This is a genomic window from Pseudoalteromonas sp. NZS127_1 (genome assembly GCF_015864295.1).
Classification (GTDB): Bacteria; Pseudomonadota; Gammaproteobacteria; order Enterobacterales; family Alteromonadaceae; genus Pseudoalteromonas; species Pseudoalteromonas arctica.
The window spans coordinates 38,565-57,248 of record NZ_JADYXO010000009.1; the positions used below are offsets into that span (position 1 = coordinate 38,565).

The following is an 18,684-nucleotide window of genomic DNA, read 5'->3' on the forward strand; positions in this document are numbered from 1 at the left end:
TACTTCATGTTTAAAAGTAAGCTTATAATAATATTTTGTTATTTGAGATAAAATGTATTTGCCTAGTACACAAAGCACCGCGCCAAGCAGCATTGCAAAAAACACGGTAATTAAGAGCTGATTCATACTCATAAGTTATCTCTTAATTTCATTATAAAAGGCTTAGCATCTGGACGACTTTTGCTAGAGAATTCTGGCGTTTCAATATGTTCAGTAATGCTGTTTGCTATATCAGGTGCAAATTTATAGCTATCATTCTCAGCAAGTTTTTGTGAGAAATCTACAACACTCTTACCTTTATAAAAACGCCTTAATTGCTTACATTCTTGTTGAATGTAAAAGTGATCAGAAATTACATTTTGCTGCACAAAAAAATCACTCGTTTTTAATTTAAACAAATGCTTAATTGCATTATCAACGTCATTCTCTCTACAAGCATGCAGATATAAATAAACTGTATTATCTGCAATACTAAATACATCACCTTCGCGCTTAATATGAAATAAATGCAAAGGATGAATAGGGTCTATTCTTGGCAGTAGTTCAAGCTTCACTAGCACACCACTCACACCTAGATTAACGGCTGAGTCACTATGAATTTCTACTTGTTTTGTAAACTCAATGAAAGGTAAATACCCCTTTGAAAAGGTATTTTCGGTGTATTTTAACACATCTTCAACAGAGGGAGGTAAAGGTCTTGAAAACTGAAAACCTTGAATAGATTGAACTTGTGAGAGCAATCGAGATGGCTCTGAAAAACTATATAAAATAAGGTTTACACCCAAGGTTAAAAATAAGCATTCATCTTGATGACGAATTACACCGTCTACATTTTGAATAACAAGTTTTAACCAGCGTCCACAGTTTTTTCTAAGCTCAAAACACTGCTTACCTAATAACGCTAAATCGGTATAACGCGTTACTGCAAAAATTAAGGTGGCAGCTTCTACTTTTGGGCCTTTATTAAATAAGTCATTATTATCTTTTACGCTTTTATAGTGCATCGGTAGTTTAGTACCTTCGGGCACCGCACCTTGCACTAGCCATACATCATCTTCATCAGAAAAATCTGAACTTTTAGCCGTTTTACTCTCGCTTATTATTCCCTTTTGAACAACAAACTGGTTTTTACTTAACAATAACTGATAATGTTCACCAGCAATAACGCCGGTACTATGACGCCAATAGTCATATTCAAGTACTCGCACCGCAGCATCGTTATCAACAAAAACTAGTCCATCAAATACATTATTTAATCGCCTAACTAAAAAACGGTAGTTAGCAATATCAGGCCCAGATATTAAAAATAGTAATGTAGCTCCGGTACGACGAACAAAGTCGTTGTACTCATTCATCATCAGTTTTAAGCTTTTTTCGCCAGCACTGTTTAACTGTGTTGTATTAAAATGAACAAAAATGAGCGCTTCGTTTAGACGTTTATAAGCACTTATCTCTTTTATAATACCTGAATTGATTCGCTCAATTGAATAGTGTTGTGTTTCTGGGGCCAACGAAAAAGGATGTACTCGATTATGTTCATAAGCATAATTTAACGATGCAGAAAAAGAAGAATCAAAAAATGATTCAGCCTCTTGAGAAACTATATATATATCATTAGCCAAACTTTGGTTAATTGAATGTAACGCTAATTCGATTGCAAAATTGTCTAAAGGGGCTAAAACAGCATAACTTGAAGCCGATTTTAACTCTTTTGCAGCAGGCTCTAATCCCGTTATGTTAAAGTTATGCACTTAAAATGCCTTATAAAAAATACTTTTTTACTAGTTTTAACCGTTATTCTATATATAATAGCCAAATATTGTCCACTTTTAATCAAAATAATTAAAGTAACTGTAAAGGTAAAGATGAACAACTTAACATCTAAAAACTCACAAACGTTAACATCGAGTGATATAGAAAACCTTACACTGCGTTTTGGTGGAAAGAGTGATGACTACATAGAAATAGTAAACAAGCAGCAAAATAATAATACAATTAATAAGTACGCATTACTTAAAGAGATAAACAACGAACTAAACACATACACTAGTTAAACTAAGGATAGGTAACCCCGTTGCAAAGAGTTTTCATTAAAGGTATCAAAGGCGGTTTAGGCAGTACTTCTGTAGTTGCCAATCTTGCATGCGTGCTAAAAAAGTCTGACGTTGACGTTGTTGCTATCGATTTAGATGCAAAAAGTGACTTAGGTTTACATTTTGGTTTACCGTGGAAATACACCAAAGGCTGGAGTAATGAAGTGCGCTTTGAAGATGCACTTACGCATTTTCACCAAGATAACGATGGCATTATATTTTTACCATTTGGCGATAACGACGACACTAGCACCGATAACATCACTAAAATGGTCAATAAATGCAAAAACCTAAATTATAACAACGAAGCCTGGATACTTTTTGACTGCCCTTCACATATTAACCTTTCTCACTACCCATTAGAGAAAGACGATATTGTTATTGAACTGGTAAATTGTGATGCTATTTGTCACAGCTTAATTTATAGGCGCCTACAAACACTCAAAAATTCAGATACCGACTGGAAGCATTACTTTTTAGTTAACCGATATAACTCTGCATCTACGCTAGAATTTGACTTGTTTTCTCTATGGCAATCAACGCTTCCGCTTATGGCTCCTTTTTTTATTAACAGTGACGAAGTTATTAAAGAGTCAACCGCATACAGAAATGTAGCGCTTAACTGCGCGCCATATAGTGTCGCAAATGATGACTTTGAAACGCTAGCTGGTTGGCTAGTTAGTAAAGTAGCCTTATAAAATGAGTATTACATTATTTTATCAGCGCCCTATCCACTGTACTTTATACTTGCTGCTGAGCATTTTATTTACTGATAAGTTAGTTCGGTACATATTATTTAAGTTTCACAGCTACTTTAATCAACATAAAGTAAATGTAATTGAAGCTTTCTTAATGCCTTTTATTACACTTTTAAGCTCGCTATTTATAAACATTAAACAGCATAAAATCAGCTTTGAGTTTACCCTTTATGACTACTACCCTCATTTAAGGTTGCCTTACCGAACCTATATTTACTCAAATATATTACGCTTTGTTATCCAAAGTATTTTTTTAGTATTTTTTAAAAACCAGCTTAAACCGAGTTTTGTAAAAGAAGATGCGGTTAATTATTTTTATGATGGCGTTAGTTACCTTTTAAGGCAATTACGTTGGTTTGATTTAAAGTTAGGTAAACTATTAAAGCGCCTACTATCAAAAAACAAAAAAGGTCCTAAAAAGAGTGCTTTTAAAGCGATGGCTGATGCACGTGTATGGCAAAATAAATTAGTTAAATACGTAATCCTCGCGTTTATTTTATTTTTATTAGCAATATTCATTACAATTCCTTTTAGCTTGGAAGCTCAAGCCGTTTTTATAAGTTTTATTTTATTAGTTGCGTATGCACTTAAGCGAGTAAAAGGCCAAATGGCAACCATTGTCATGATCACCTTGTCAGTAACTACGTCTTCTCGTTATTTATGGTGGCGTTACACTGAAACTTTAAACTGGGATGACCCGCTTGCACTTGCGCTAGGTGGGGGCTTATTGCTTGCTGAAACGTATGCCTGGCTTGTGCTTATTTTAGGTTTTTTTCAAACAATTAATCCACTTGAACGAAAACCAGTTCCTTTGCCTAAAGACACTGACTTGTGGCCAACAGTTGATGTATATATTCCAACTTATAACGAGCCGTTAAGCGTTGTAAGGCCCACTACGCTCGCGGCTTTAAGTATCGATTGGCCAGCCGATAAACTAAATGTTTACATATTAGATGATGGTAAGCGCTCAGAGTTTAAAGATTTTGCAGCCGAAATTGGAGTGGGTTATTTAGCGCGTTCGGATAACAATCATGCTAAAGCCGGTAATATGAATAGCGCTATGCGCTATACCGATGGCGAATATATCGCAATTTTTGACTGTGACCACGTTCCTGCTCGCTCATTTTTACAAATGACAATGGGGCAGTTTTTAAAAGACAGTAAAGTGTGTTTAGTGCAAACACCACATCACTTTTTCTCAGCCGATCCATTTGAGCGAAACCTTAATAACCACAGCCAAATTCCTAACGAAAACATGCTGTTTTATGGACTTATTCAAGACGGTAACGACATGTGGGATGCAACCTTCTTTTGTGGTTCTTGCGCCGTATTAAAACGAGCAGCACTTGATGATATTGGCGGCTTTGCGTTTGAAACAGTAACTGAGGATGCACATACGGCTCTTCGTATGCAACGCGCTGGTTATAAAACAGCTTATATAAACATTCCACAAGCCGCAGGCCTTGCTACCGACAGTTTATCAGCGCATATAGGTCAACGTATCCGCTGGGCGCGTGGTATGGCGCAAATATTTAGACTTGATAACCCGTTAATGGGTAAAGGTTTAAGTATTCCTCAACGATTATGTTATATAAATGCAATGCTGCATTTCCTATCGGGTATTCCTCGTATTGTATTTTTAACCGCTCCTTTAGCGTTGATATATTTTAATGCCTACATAATTTATGCCCCTTTTATCGCTATTTTTATCTATGTGGTACCGACACTAATTCAAATAAAAGCAACTAACTCACGCATTCAAGGTAAATACCGTTACTCCTTCTGGGGTGAGGTATATGAATCAGTACTTGCTTGGTACATATTAAAACCAACAACCGTTGCTTTATTTAATCCTAATAAGGGTAAATTTAACGTAACCGAAAAAGGCGGTTTAAATGATGAAGAGCATTACGACTGGGGTATTTCTAAACCGTATTTAATTCTCTTACTTATTAATTTACTGGGCATAATAGTGGGTATATTACGTCTGTTTTTAGGTGACTCAAGCCAGATTGGCGTACTGATAATAAGTATGGGTTGGGCTTTTTATAATATTATTATTTTAGGCGCTGCGGTTGCGGTTGCTGCCGAAGCACGCCAAGTTAGGCACTCGCATCGTATTAAAGCAAACTTCCCTGCCGGCGTTCGTTTAGCAAATGGTCATACTTTAAAAGTAAAAATAACGGATTATTCAGATAACGGTGTAGGTATAGAGACTGAACACGCACATTTATGCCGCGTTAACGATAAAATTGAATTATTAATGAGTCGCGGTAACAAGCAATTTTCGTTTACAACTTATGTATGTAACACCCGTAAAAAACAAATTGGTCTTACACTTAAAGATTTATCGCTAGAAAAGCAAAGAGCTTTTATACAATGTACTTTTTCAAGAGCAGATGCATGGCTAGATTGGCAAAATAACTTTAGACATGACCGTCCATCGTATAGCTTTAAAGAAGTGCAAAAAACAAGTTTACGGGGCTTTAGTAATTTACTATTTCATGCTCCAAGAGCGTTACAACCAATAATTAAGTTTATGACTAATACCGTCATTTACATAAATTCATTTACTCCAAAAAAACCGATAGTGCATAATAATTATGATTAAAAAGTTACTTAATACATTTCTAACATTGTTGCTTATTAGTAGCGCATATCAAGTGCTCGCTATCGAGCCTATGCACGACAAAACTATGTTTGTAAATGGCTACCCTGAGAGCGCTCAAATATCTAGTTTACGCCTTAGCTTTGAAAAGTTAGGATTCAACGACTATAAACTCGACGGCGTTAATAACAATTCCAGGGTTGATTTCACAAATAGGATTGATAAATTAAGCACTAACTTAAAGCTTAACTTTTCGTATACCAACTCGCCTTCATTACTAGCTAATGTATCGCATTTAAAAGTTTACTTTAACGATAACTTAGTCACTGTTTTACCTATTAATGAAAAACTAAGTGTTGTAAAAAACACAGTAAGTCATAACCTAGATCTAAATGCTAAATACATTCAAGACTACAACCAAATTCGCTTTGAGTTAGTTGGTTACTACGACTTACAATGCCAAGATTATTTTAGCCGTTCAATTTGGACTGAAATAAATAAATCAAGCAACATCACCCTTGATCAAAAACAGTTAGCAATTGATAGCCGCCTTGAGTATTTACCAGAACCATTTTTTGATGCTAAAGATTACAACAAATTAAACCTACCTTTTGTATTTGCAAACACGCCCAATACACAAGCAATAGAAGCCGCAGCCACTTTATCAAGTTGGTTTGGCGCACAAGCTGACTGGCGTGGAGCTAACTTTCCAGTAGTCGTAAATAAAGCACCTGAGCAGCATAGCGTGGTGTTTATTACTAATGACTCAAAGCCTGATTTTTTAAAAGATTATCCAGATGTTGAAAAGCCAACTGTTGAGCTAATCTCAAGCCCTATTCACAGATACAATAAAATGCTGTTAATTCTAGGCCGTGATGAAAAAGACTTAAAAACAGCCGTAACGGGTCTTGTATTTGGTCATAAAATTATGACTGGCCGAAGTGCAAGCATCGAGGCAATTAACAAACTCCCACTGCGTAAAGCTTACGATGCCCCGCGATGGCTCAGAAGCGATCGCCCTGTGCACTTCGACGAACTTATTGACTACCCAACTCAGTTACAAGCTGAAGGTCTTAACAACGGGCCTATAAAACTAAACGTTCGTTTTGCGCCTGACTTATTTACTTGGCGTGAAAAAGGGATTCCAATAACTCTGCAATACCGTAATACGCCAGATAGCGAAACCTTAAATTCACGTTTGAACATGTTAATAAATCAAGAGTTCATAACTGGTTATTTACTTGATAAAAAAGATACATCTTTAACGACCGCTAAAACATTGTTGCCTTTAATCGCTAATACAGACACAACACAAAGCGCAGAAGATTTTTCATTAGAGGGTATTAACCTTGCCAACCGCAATGAACTAAATTTTGACTTTAGATTTGCAGTGCTTAAAAAAGGCGAATGTGCCGTTGCTCCACCTGGTGGCGAGTACGGTGTAATTGATGGAAACTCTAACATTGATGTAAGTGGGTTTGACCATTACATGGCTTTGCCTGATTTAAATGTATTTGCAAATAGCGGATTCCCATTTACAAAATATGCAGATTTACAACAAACTTTAGTATTAATAGATGAAGTCCCATCACCTAAAGCGCTTTCTGTACTGCTTAACTTAACCGGTCACTTTGGTGCAATTACTGGTTATCCAGCCCACAGAATAAGCGTTGCTCATTTAAATGAAGATGCCAACTTAGATGATAAAGACATTTTAGTTATCGCAAAACCTAATAGCATTACCAATAACTTAGATGAAGACGCACAAACTAATATTTTGCTTGATAACAATCAGCGCGCTATAAAACAAGCTATATACAATGGTGCATACGATGAGCAAACAACAGATAAAGTAGAAGTGAGTATAAAAAGTAGCGGTGATATGGCAGTTATTACAGGGTTTCAATCACCGTTTGATTCAGAACGCTCAATTGTATCGCTTAGTGCAACATCACAAAAAGCCTTTACTCTACTAGATGATGCGTTAATGAGTTCAGAAGCTCTTGCGCAAATTAAAGGCAGTGCTGCGGTCATAAATTCTCAAGGCATTAAAACAATAAAAACTGATGAGCAATATTTTGTTGGTCACATTCCTGTGCATACCCTAATTTGGTTCCATTTATCGGATCACCCATTTGTATTGGCACTATTGTCTATTTTAACACTATTGCTGATCTCATTTATAATATGGCGATTACTGCAAGCATTAACACACAAGCGCTTAGCTGAAGGAGATAAGTAATGAAGTCACTCATTAATGTATTTTTTACCGTGATTGCATTGTTCACCTTTAATGTCAGTGCACAAGTAGAGCAGTGTCAGCCATGGGATGCGTGGAAAACGTTTAAAAATAGTTTTATAAGTCAAGATGGCCGCGTAATTGATTTAGGTAGTGAGCAAAAAGTCACAACCTCTGAAGGCCAATCTTATGCCTTATTTTTTGCTGTTGTAGCAAACGATAAAGCAATGTTTGACCTAGTCCTGGATTGGACGCAAGAACATTTATCAGAAGGTGATTTAAGCACTCGTTTACCGGCATGGCAATGGGGTGTTAATAATCAAAATGTTGGCGGGATTTTAGATTCAAATCCAGCGTCTGATTCTGACCTATGGATAGCGTACAGCTTATCGCAAGCCGCTATTCTTTGGGATGACCGTCGTTACAGCATATTAGCAGCCGTACTTGCACAGCGAATCATGCGTGAAGAAACCGCCTATATTTCGGGTCTAGGTTTATCATTGCTACCCGCTCCTACCGGTTTTGAATTTGATAATGAACGTTTTAAATTAAACCCGAGTTACTCACCGTTATTTATTTATCAGCAGTTTAAAAAGCTTTATCCACACTCGCCTTGGCATCAATTGCACGAAGGGTCAGCAAAGTTAATTTTAGATACAGCAAAGCAAGGTGTTAGCCCTGACTGGGTAATGTATGATGCAAATAACGGTTTTTACTACGATAAAAAAACGAGCGACTTGGGCAGTTACAACGCTATTAGAGTATATTTATGGGCAAGTATGATGGCAGACAACGCACCTTATAAAAAAGAGCTATTAGCGCAATTTAATCCTTTTATAGAAACAATTAATAAACGTGGTTACGTGCCTTTAAATACTTTTGCTAAATCAGGAAAATCTGAAAAAAGAGGCCCGCTAGGCTTTAACTCAGCTCTATTACCTTTACTAGCGACTAATAACGATAACTCTACAGTAATGGCAATTCAGCAAAAGCTAATGGTTGATAAATCATTTACCCAGACTCGTTACTACGACAGCGTACTTAACTTGTTTGGTGCAAGTGCTTTAAATAAGCGTTTTTCAATTACAGCAGATGGGACGCTACAACCAGTATGGAGCACTGAATGCCGTTAAGGTTTGCCCTAGCTTGCACATTAGCGCTTAGTTCTGGATTAAGCGCTAACACAGTCAACGATATTGATACACAATCTGTTGATTGGTTACTAAGCCAAATAGGTATTGGTGAAGCACAGCAAAATAATAAACTAGTTGAAGATAGCTTACGAAAGTTAGTTGCGATTGCTCCTGCACGTATAGAAACACAGTGTGCGGTAGCACGTTATGATTTTGCTAATGGCGAATCGGCGAAAGCCAACCAGTTATTAAGTAAAATAGATAATGGGCTTACCAAGCGGGCTCCGTGCGTTGAAAAGCTAAAAGTACTTTCTCGTACTGAAGGCAAAGACAAATCTTCAATTCAACAAGCTAGATTACTCGCTCGTGCCGGTCGTTATGAACAAGCTCGCGAAATCTATAATCAAATTTTTAAAAACGTTTACCCTACATTAGATTACGAACTGGAGCATTTAAGCTGGTACGGACAAGACAGCGACCAATGGGAAAGTGTTAAAAAAGGCTATGATAAATTAGCTCAAAACTATCCAAGTATTGCGCAGGTAGAAGTCGCTTATGCACGCCACCTACTTAGGCGTAATCTTACAGATAAAAAAGCGATTGATATTTTAAGTAAATATGGCGCAGGCCCTACTTTTATTAATGAAGTAGAATATATTTGGCTTAGCGCTTTGCTAGAAATGCCCTTAACGGATGATACTGTTAAGCAGTATCAGCGTTATTTCACGCTTTATCCTTTTAGTAGCAAAGGCGAATTACAATATCAAGATTTTCTAAAAGATTATAAAAAACGTCAAACACTTCTTGCCGACCCCGCCTATCAACTTTGGGTAAGAGGCGATAAATTACTTGAGAAAAATAAACTTGCTGCCGCAGAGCCTTTACTTTTAAAAGCTTTAAGAGGCCGACCGCAAGACGGCGCTATAATGCGAAGCCTTGGCACACTCTATTTACGCCTTGGTGAAAACCAAAAGTCGTATCAATATTTTACTCGTGCGCAAAAGTTTACAACTGAGTTCGCCGAGCGTGAAACACTACAGGAGCTTGCAAAAACAGCTAAGCTTTGGCTTTATATACGCGAAGCTAAAAATGCCATTAATAATAAAGAGTTTAAAACGGCTAAGCTTAAGCTTGATTTAGCAGCCACCTTAGAACAAGAAACTAATACCGTAGTATATAACAGAGGTTTATTACAATTTGCTCAAGGACAATATTCACAAGCAGCTCTTACTTATCAAATTGTTTTAAAAAGTGATCCACTTAATAACACCGCTTTAATTGGCCTGCTTGAAATAGCTGAATTAGAGCAAAATGAACAAGCCTTAACCTCTTTTTATAACAGCTTATCGTTTAATCAAAAGAAACTAGTTAAAGATTCATATTCTGTCTCTTTAAGCAGTCAGTACCGCGCAAAGGCAAATACGTTTGCACAGTCGGGAGATTTAGAGCAAGCCGAAAAAGTATTAAAAGACGCTATTGAAATAGCGCCAGAACAGCCTTGGTTATACTACGATTTAGCCTTTATATACCAACAAAAGGGGCTGACAGAAGAGGCCCGCGCTTTATTTAATAATGTGCTGTGGCAGTTTCCGCTAAATCCTCAGATTCGTTACAGCCACGCGCTTTTTTTACGCTCCCTTGATGACTATCAAGGTGCTATTAAAACCTTGCAGTACATTCCATTTAAATCCAGAGATAAAGATATTATTGCGCTTGAACAACAGCTGCAACTTAATGAGTCTTTAACACAAAGTGAGCGCCACCTTGACGCTAAAGATAAAGCCACTGCGATTTATCATTTAAGTAACTTAGAAGCACAGAGCTTAACACCTGCTATGCAGGCTGAGTTATCACGAAGCTGGTATAGAATCGACGAAAAAAAGCACGCTATAAAACTTATAAACAAAGCACTGAAAGCTGAGCCTTCGCTTTCTGCTTATTGGCATACACTTTATGGTGAATGGCTTTTAGATCAGGGCGATGAGAGTAAAACGAAGCAATGGTTTGAAAAGTACGTTCTACCAGAGAGCGCCACTGAAAACGAAACAACTCAATATGTACAGCTACAAAATAGCTATATTACTCAGTATTACAATGGTAGTGATTTAATTGCTAAGCTTAACCAGCTTGATCAAAAATATAAAAATTCTCCTGCAACAACTACTGCCCTTATTAATGCAAACTTAGTACTTGAACAGCGCGAAGCGGCTGTTATTTTGTATCAACAAAAAGTACAAAATAAACAAACCATAGAGCCTCAAGCACTACTCGCTATTGCTAATACATATCTAGAACTTGGGGACGACTTTCAAGCAAAAGAAGTAACGCAAAAAGCGATAACGCAAACCACGTCGCAAGAAGGTTATTTACAACGCCAAATCATGTCATCTCTTAATGAGTTTAATTACTCAGGGGATGCACTTTACTTAGCTAAGCAACTAGTTGAAAAGTCACCCAACGATCAAGAGCTACGTTATTTAGGCGCTCAAGTAGCCAGCAAATTTAACGAAACCGAACAAGCACAATCTTGGTACGCGCAAACCCTATTTCCTAATCGTACATTAAATGAAAAAGAGCTTTACGGGGCGCTTTCAAAAATAGATGAAAACGATGAATGGTATGTAAACGGTGCTAAACGAGAGCTAATAAACGAGCAAAACAAAAACCAAGCCTACATTGCCATTGGTGTTAACTTTAGCGGACAAACAAGCACTGAAAGCGAAGCAACACTTGGTGCGGGCTTAGTCCCGATTGAAGCTTATTTTCCACTTTGGCAAGGCCAAGGGTTTATTAAAGTAGACCCTACAACTATTAGCGCACAAACAACGCGCTTCGATGAGCAATTTGCTGGCAGCCGCTATGGACAAGGTGCACTGTGTATTTTTACCTGTTCAATTGATGAAGTAACACCACAAGAAAGTGGTGTAGATGTAGGTATTGGTTGGCAAAATGAAAACTGGCGTATTGATGTAGGAACGACTCCACTTGGCTTTTTAATTGAAGACATTGTATGGGGTGTAAATTACGCAGACAGTTTTGGCGATTTTGGATACAGCCTAGAGCTCGAAAAACGCCCAGTTACAAGCTCAGTACTTTCTTATGCAGGTCTTAAAGATGTAAATACAGGTGAAGTTTGGGGTGGTGTTCGCTCTACAGGCCTAACTGCTAATGTATCGCATGACTTAGGCGGCAAATGGGGTTTTTGGTCAAGCGCCGACTTTACCCTATATAAAGGCCAAAATGTAAAAGACAACCAACGCTATCGAATGATGGGCGGTACTTATTACCGTGTAATTAGCAATCAAGAGCGTGAATTCACCGCAGGCGCTAGCTTATTACATTGGGCATACAAGTATAATTTAAGTGAAGAAACATGGGGCCATGGTGGTTATTACAGTCCACAAAACTATGTAGGCTTATCTGTGCCACTCACTTATGACGCGCGTTGGGGCGATGATTTTGTTTATCGATTAAAAACCGGTGTTTCTTATTCGCAAACAAAAACTCAGTCTATTGACTTTTTCCCTAATGATGGCGATTTGCAAATAGCTGCATATGATAGAGAGTCAATAACAGGTGTTGATCCTGTATTTGAAGGTGAAACAAGTTCTGGTGTTTCATATAATCTTGAAGGTAGTTTTGAGTATAGAATAACGCCGAATTGGTTCTTTGGTGGTTACTTAGCCATCGATCGTTCTGACTTTTACGAACCAAATTTTGGTCAGCTTTATATACGTTACTACTTTAATCCTGTGTACGGAACACTTGAGTTTCCAGGCACCCCTATTGTTCCTTATGCTGAGTTTTAACTTGGCATAAGGTGATACACCGCGAACACTTCCCCTAGCACTAAGGTATATGTATACTTGAGCGCAATTGTAACTAGGATAAGGGTGTGTCTCTTACCTTGTGGTGTTACTGCCATATAGCAAATCATTATCTTAGCTACAAATAATATACTGATGGTCGAGCATTTTAGTGATTACAAATTCTAAAATAGCTAAAGCAAAAAATTATAAGGCCATCATAACAATACTTAAAGTTAGGAAGTAAATATGAGTTCAGCTCCAGATAGTGGCTGGTTTGGCCACCCTAAAGGACTTTCAACATTGTTCTTCACTGAAATGTGGGAACGAATGAGTTATTACGGTATGCGAGCTATGCTCGTATTATTCATGACAGCAAGCTTACAAGAAGAAGGTTTAGCCTTTACTGTTGCCTCAGCTGCTGCAATTTATGGTTTATACACAGGTGCGGTATACTTTTTAGGTTTACCAGGTGGCTGGCTAGCAGATAGATTGTTTGGTGGTCAAAAAGCAGTATGGTATGGCGGTATAATCATTATGATTGGTCATATCATTTTGGCTATTCCACATGATTATTCTTTCTTCATTGGCTTGATATTTGTAGCGACAGGTACTGGTTTGCTAAAACCAAATATCAGCGCAATGGTAGGCCAACTATACAGTGATGCTGATGAGCGTCGTGATGGCGGTTACGCTATTTACTACATGGGTATTAACTTAGGTTCTTTAATTGGTTACTACGTTTGTGGTTACTTTATGGAAAACGTAGGTTGGCACTGGGCGTTTGGTGCAGCAGCTGTTGGTATGGCTATTGGTTTGGTGCAATATAAGCGCTCACTTAATAACTTACCAGAGCATAGCGCTTTACCAGCAAATCCATTAGGTCCTAAAGGCACTTCTCGCGCATGGGTTGGTATTGCTGCGTTTGTAATTGCAGCGGCTGCAGTTACTACGGCTGCAATGACCGGCGCAATTGTAATCAATCCAACAGTGGTTGCAGGGTACGTAGCTGTTGTATTTACTATTATCTTTTTTGTTTATTTTGGTGTTATTTACTTTACAGGTAAATTAACAGATGCCGAAAAACAAAGAATGTGGGCACTATTTTTAGTCTGTATTGCATCTGCATGTTTTTGGTCTGGCTTTGAACAAGCAGGTTCGTCATTAAACTTATTTGCTCGCGATTATACTGACCGCCTTATTGGTACTTTTGAAATCCCTACAACGTGGTTTCAATCATTAAACTCACTGTTTATTATTGCTTTATCGCCATTTTTTGCAGCGCTTTGGATTAACTTATCTAAAAGCTTAGTATCACCTAGCTATAGCGTTAAGTGTGCAATTGGTTTAATTATCATGGCATCAGGCTTTTTAGTTATGTTTATGGCGGCTCATTACGCAGCTGAAGGCTTAAAAGTAGCGCCTTACTGGCTTGTTACTACGTACTTTTTACATACAGTGGGTGAGCTTTGTTTAAGCCCTGTAGCATTAAGTGCTGTAAGTAAGTTATCGCCTAAACGTTACACTGGTCAAATGATGGGTGTATTTGTATTAACTTACTCGATTGGTAATATTATTGCGGGTTTACTTGCTGGTAATTTCGATCCGAACAATGTTGATGAAATCCCTAACTTATACTTACAAATTGCATTATTTAGCATTGGTGTTGGTGTTGTTTTAGTACTAATGACCTTTAAAGCTAAAGTATGGGAAAAACAAGGGTTAGAAGAGAAAGTCTCTTAATTGTTGTTTATTTTTAATATAACAACATAACCGATACATTCCTCCATAGCGTCTATGGGGGAATTTTTTATTCAACTTTGCCCCACTCTCGTTAACTGATATTATGTCCTGATTGATTATTGAATAGACTCAGGGACAGCAGTATATGCATTCATTAACATTATTACGTGCCACTCTAATAGCATTTCTCCTTATTTTTTTATCTGCCTGTGGTGGGGCCGAAGATCAAATTACAGTAAATCCAAATGATCCTGTAGAGCCTGAGCCTAGTGGCTTAATTATTACCAATGCTAATGGCTTACAAACGTCATTAGATGAAGGTAACTTTACTATCAATGCCCCTGGGGAAATAGTGGCTAGCGATACTGAAATAACCTACGAAAAATTAGTCCTTGATGAGAATAATCAAGCAAAAAATATCATTTCAGATATACATACGCTTACCCCGAATACACTTCAACTTTCTAGCCCAATGACAATCACTATAAAAATACCTGACGACTATGTATTAGGAGGCCAATTAACTATTGCTCGTTTGAGCGGCGATTCTTGGTCAAGTATTACTAATTCAACGGTATCGCAAGGCTTTGTTAGCGCACAAGTAGACCAACTAGGTAGCTATGCAATAGAAATGCAACGTACTGTCGCATTTTCTGATATTGGCCCTACATGTGATGCAAATGCAACAGAGCAATCTATACGATTTGTTCACGTTGCCGACATGCATGCTCGCTTTGGGTATCAGGAACAATATTTTAGCCGCATTAAAGCTTATTATAAAAAAGCGCTAAGCGAATCTTCGCATACATTATTTACCGATGGTGGCGATGATTACGAAAAAGGGACCGTTGCAGAGCAAATATCACAAGGCTTAGCCTCTGATGAAACCGTAAAGCTAATGGCTTTTGATTTACGTGTTTTAGGGAATCATGACTATGCATGGGGTCCTGAAAAGCTACTTGAGTTTTCACAAGACGATAATGCCATTGTACTTGCAAGTAATACCCGCTTTGAGGGAGAGCAAAATAAGAGCTTTGGCGGTGTGGACTTTGCTAAAGTACAGGTTGGCTGCATAACATTGGGTGTGTTTGGGATGACGTCAGTACCATGGGATGAACTTGACGAGCCAATTGAAGATGACCCTATTCCTGACTTTATAAAACAATTTAAAATGAGTTGGAAGTGGCAACAAATCGCACAAAGTATTGTAAGCCAATACAACGGTGATGTTGATTACATGATAATGCTAAGCCACTTAGGTAAAGGAACTGACGTTGAGATAGCAACCAATGTGCCCGGTATAGATTTAGTGCTTGGTGGGCATACTCATGGTGGTGAAGACTTTATAGAGCTTGAAAATAATGCTTTAGTCATTCAACCAGAATTTTATGCTCGTGGAGTCACCGATTTAAATTTAGTATTTAATACTGCAGATAAAGCACTAAGTCGTTACGATTATCAACATGTAGATACGCGAAAATCTATAGAACCTGACGAAGAAACCAAGCTAGCCATCGATGAAATAATGGGCCGATATGCACCCGATGCTGATACAGAAATTGCCATTTCAGAAAACTATCCGAGTGATTTTGAAGTTGCGGGTATTACTGCACTTGCAACTAAACATTCAAGCTCAATTAACGCAGCGCTGCTTAACCCTGAACTTGTACAAAAAAGATGGACGCCAGGCACTGTTACACAAGAAGATTTTCACAAAGCATTTTATGTTGAAAGACAGCCTTCAAACACACCTGGCTTTAATTCACTGTATCAAGTAACCGTTACAGGCACTGATTTAAACACAATGATTGCCAGCCAACCCGATTGGTTTGTGTTAAAGCCAGAAGATATTCAAGTAACGACAAATTATAATGTCGCTTTATTTAAAGGTCCGGCACTTAATCCAGATTTATTTTTTAGCAGTGTTACTTTTAATGATCTAAAGCCAATTGCCGAAGCATGGTGGCTACTTGATCAATACGCGCGCTTTAGAACAACTCAATGTCTTCACCTTGATACAGACACACAGCTTAATGCTTGCCAAGATGTTGCAAATATAACAACTTGGAACTTTGACGATCCAACAAACCCACTAACTCCAGACTCAGGCCCATCTGTTTTAAGCTACTTTGACCCAGAAAATGACGGTTGGGGCCCAGAAGATACACGCTATGAGACAACCACTGATCTTAATATTGCCGATTTAACTGATGGTCCTTCTGGTGTAATGGCTTTTACTCGTCACTCCCCAACAGAAGGCCTATTAATTACGTTAAACACAGCTGCAAATGGTGATTTTAAAGATGACGGGTTAGTGTCTGACTACACAATAGTTATGGATATAAACTGGCCATTGGAAACAAACGACATTTACCGCGCAATAATCCAAGCCGATACCGAAAACTACGATACAGATGACGCAGATATATTTGCAAGCCCAGACGGTGGGTACGGTGAAGCAACCAGCAATAGTGGATACTTTGGCGATACTGAACCAGGTAACTGGCATCGTATTGCCTTTGTATTTTATGCCGCACCAACAAATGGGGTATTTGAAATATACGTAGATGGTGAACTCGAAGGTGTTAAAGAAGAAGGCGAGATAAACCGTCGATGGGCACTTGATAAAACAATCCTGTTATTTACAGATAACAACTACGAAACCCGACCTGGTTACTTAAATGCATTACTCTATGCTGGTCGTGCTATGACTCGCGGTGAAATTAAAAGTATGGGCGGCGCACAACAAAAGTTGTTCTTTGAGCAACCGACGCGAGTGTTAAATCAAACGATTGAACGTCACTATCAAGCTGCGCCAGCGATAAAAACAAACCAATGGATTGAGCAACGTAACAAGTTCTTTGGTAGCAACTCTAAAAGTGTAAATAATTAAATACAACTAAGCTTTTGCTTGTTCATTCTAAAAGGAGGCTTCACGCAGGTAAACCCTCCTTTTTGTTATTTAAAAACAACATATTAAGAATGAAAACCACTATTCAATCCTATGGCGTATAACTTCATTTTATTTAACTGTATTACAAACACGTAACTTTATAATAACCGTCCTATAAAATTTACACATACACTACACACTAAATAGTGTCTCCCCCTTCCCCAAATCAAAAATCTGGTTGATTATCTACTGCAATATGACAACAACACATAATCGCAGTGCTTAATTGCGGGAGTAATAATAATGAGTGAAGTAAATAACTATTTAGGTTTAGTCGGTATTGAATTTACCGAGTACGCAACACCTGATGCTGATTATATGGATAAAGTATTTACTGATTTTGGCTTCTCTAAGCTTAAAAAATTCAAAGGTAAAGACATTGTTTATTACAACCAAAACGATATTCACTTTTTACTGAATAACGAGCGTGAAGGTTTTTCTGCAGAATTTGCTAAAAGCCATGGTCCTGCTATTTGTTCAATGGGTTGGCGTGTTGAGAATGCACAAAAAGCATTTGAAACTGCAGTAGAGCGTGGTGCAAAACCAGCCACTGATTCAACACATAAAAACATGCCTTACCCTGCAATTTATGGCATTGGCGACAGCCTAATTTACTTTATTGAAAATTTTGGCGACAAAGGCACTATTTACGAAAGCGATTTTGAAGATTTAGAAACGCAAAATGTTGTAGAAGATAAAGGCTTTATCCGAATCGATCATTTAACCAATAACGTTTATAAAGGCACCATGGAAAAATGGGCTAACTTTTATAAAGACGTATTTGGTTTTACAGAAGTACGTTACTTTGACATTAAAGGTCAAAAAACAGCGCTTATTTCGTATGCACTTAAATCGCCATGCGGCACCTTCTCTATTCCAATAAACGAAGGTAAAGGTAACGATAACAACCAAATTGATGAATACCTTGGTGAGTACAACGGCCCAGGCGTTCAACATTTAGCGTTTTTAACAGATGACCTAGTAAGTTCTCTTGATAAGCTTGATAAATCAACAATTGCAACGCTCGATATTATCCCAGAGTACTACGATACTATTTTTGACCGAGTACCTTGGGTAGCTGAAGATAAAGAAAAAATTCGTGAGCATCAGATACTCGTAGATAGCCAAAGTGAAAATTGTTATTTATTACAAATTTTCTCTAAAAACTTATTCGGTCCAATCTTTATAGAAATGATCCAACGCGTTGATGATGGTGGCTTTGGTGAAGGTAACTTCCAAGCATTATTTGAATCAATCGAACGCGACCAAGAGCGTCGCGGCGTTTTATAAAATATTTGAGTAAATTAAAAGCAGCGAACTTCGCTGCTTTTTGTCGTTTTAATATTTAAAA

10 protein-coding genes are annotated in these 18,684 nt (G+C 37.8%); 9 read left to right on the forward strand and 1 reads right to left on the reverse strand.

Annotated features, from left to right (window positions below; genetic code table 11):
- Positions 1-128 precede the first annotated feature (128 nt).
- On the reverse strand, positions 129-1,751 hold the full coding sequence (gene bcsE / locus I6F50_RS10085) for a cellulose biosynthesis protein BcsE (RefSeq protein ID WP_197176150.1): 1,623 nt from the start codon (positions 1,749-1,751) through the stop codon (positions 129-131).
- Between the two features lie 114 nt (positions 1,752-1,865).
- On the opposite strand from bcsE, the gene bcsR reads away from it, so the two are divergent.
- The 9 genes from bcsR to hppD all read left to right on the forward strand — a co-directional run bounded on the left by bcsR (position 1,866) and on the right by hppD (position 18,623).
- A complete protein-coding gene (gene bcsR / locus I6F50_RS10090; protein WP_007581346.1) occupies positions 1,866-2,054 on the forward strand; it encodes a BcsR/BcsP family cellulose biosynthesis protein in 189 nt (62 codons plus the stop codon).
- 20 nt (positions 2,055-2,074) lie between these two features.
- Positions 2,075-2,791 carry a cellulose biosynthesis protein BcsQ gene (gene bcsQ, locus I6F50_RS10095; protein ID WP_197176159.1) on the forward strand — a complete coding sequence of 239 codons (717 nt, stop codon included), beginning with the start codon at positions 2,075-2,077 and terminating at the stop codon, positions 2,789-2,791.
- A 1-nt stretch (position 2,792) separates the two neighbouring features.
- Entirely contained in the window at positions 2,793-5,462 is a 2,670-nt protein-coding gene (gene bcsA, locus I6F50_RS10100; protein ID WP_197176161.1) for a UDP-forming cellulose synthase catalytic subunit, read from the forward strand.
- A complete protein-coding gene (gene bcsB / locus I6F50_RS10105; RefSeq protein WP_197176163.1) occupies positions 5,455-7,701 on the forward strand; it encodes a cellulose biosynthesis cyclic di-GMP-binding regulatory protein BcsB in 2,247 nt (748 codons plus the stop codon). Before bcsA ends, bcsB begins: the two co-directional genes overlap by 8 nt.
- Entirely contained in the window at positions 7,701-8,831 is a 1,131-nt protein-coding gene (gene bcsZ, locus I6F50_RS10110; protein WP_197176165.1) for a cellulose synthase complex periplasmic endoglucanase BcsZ, read from the forward strand. Before bcsB ends, bcsZ begins: the two co-directional genes overlap by 1 nt.
- Positions 8,822-12,640 carry a cellulose synthase subunit BcsC-related outer membrane protein gene (locus tag I6F50_RS10115; RefSeq protein WP_197176166.1) on the forward strand — a complete coding sequence of 1,273 codons (3,819 nt, stop codon included), beginning with the start codon at positions 8,822-8,824 and terminating at the stop codon, positions 12,638-12,640. The genes bcsZ and I6F50_RS10115 overlap by 10 nt, the downstream gene beginning before the upstream one ends.
- Before the next feature lie 246 nt (positions 12,641-12,886).
- Entirely contained in the window at positions 12,887-14,380 is a 1,494-nt protein-coding gene (locus tag I6F50_RS10120) for a peptide MFS transporter (protein WP_165729042.1), read from the forward strand.
- A gap of 145 nt (positions 14,381-14,525) precedes the next feature.
- Positions 14,526-17,273 carry a metallophosphoesterase gene (locus tag I6F50_RS10125; protein ID WP_197176169.1) on the forward strand — a complete coding sequence of 916 codons (2,748 nt, stop codon included), beginning with the start codon at positions 14,526-14,528 and terminating at the stop codon, positions 17,271-17,273.
- Positions 17,274-17,576: 303 nt separating this feature from the next.
- A complete protein-coding gene (hppD, locus tag I6F50_RS10130; protein ID WP_197176170.1) occupies positions 17,577-18,623 on the forward strand; it encodes a 4-hydroxyphenylpyruvate dioxygenase in 1,047 nt (348 codons plus the stop codon).
- Positions 18,624-18,684: the final 61 nt, after the last annotated feature.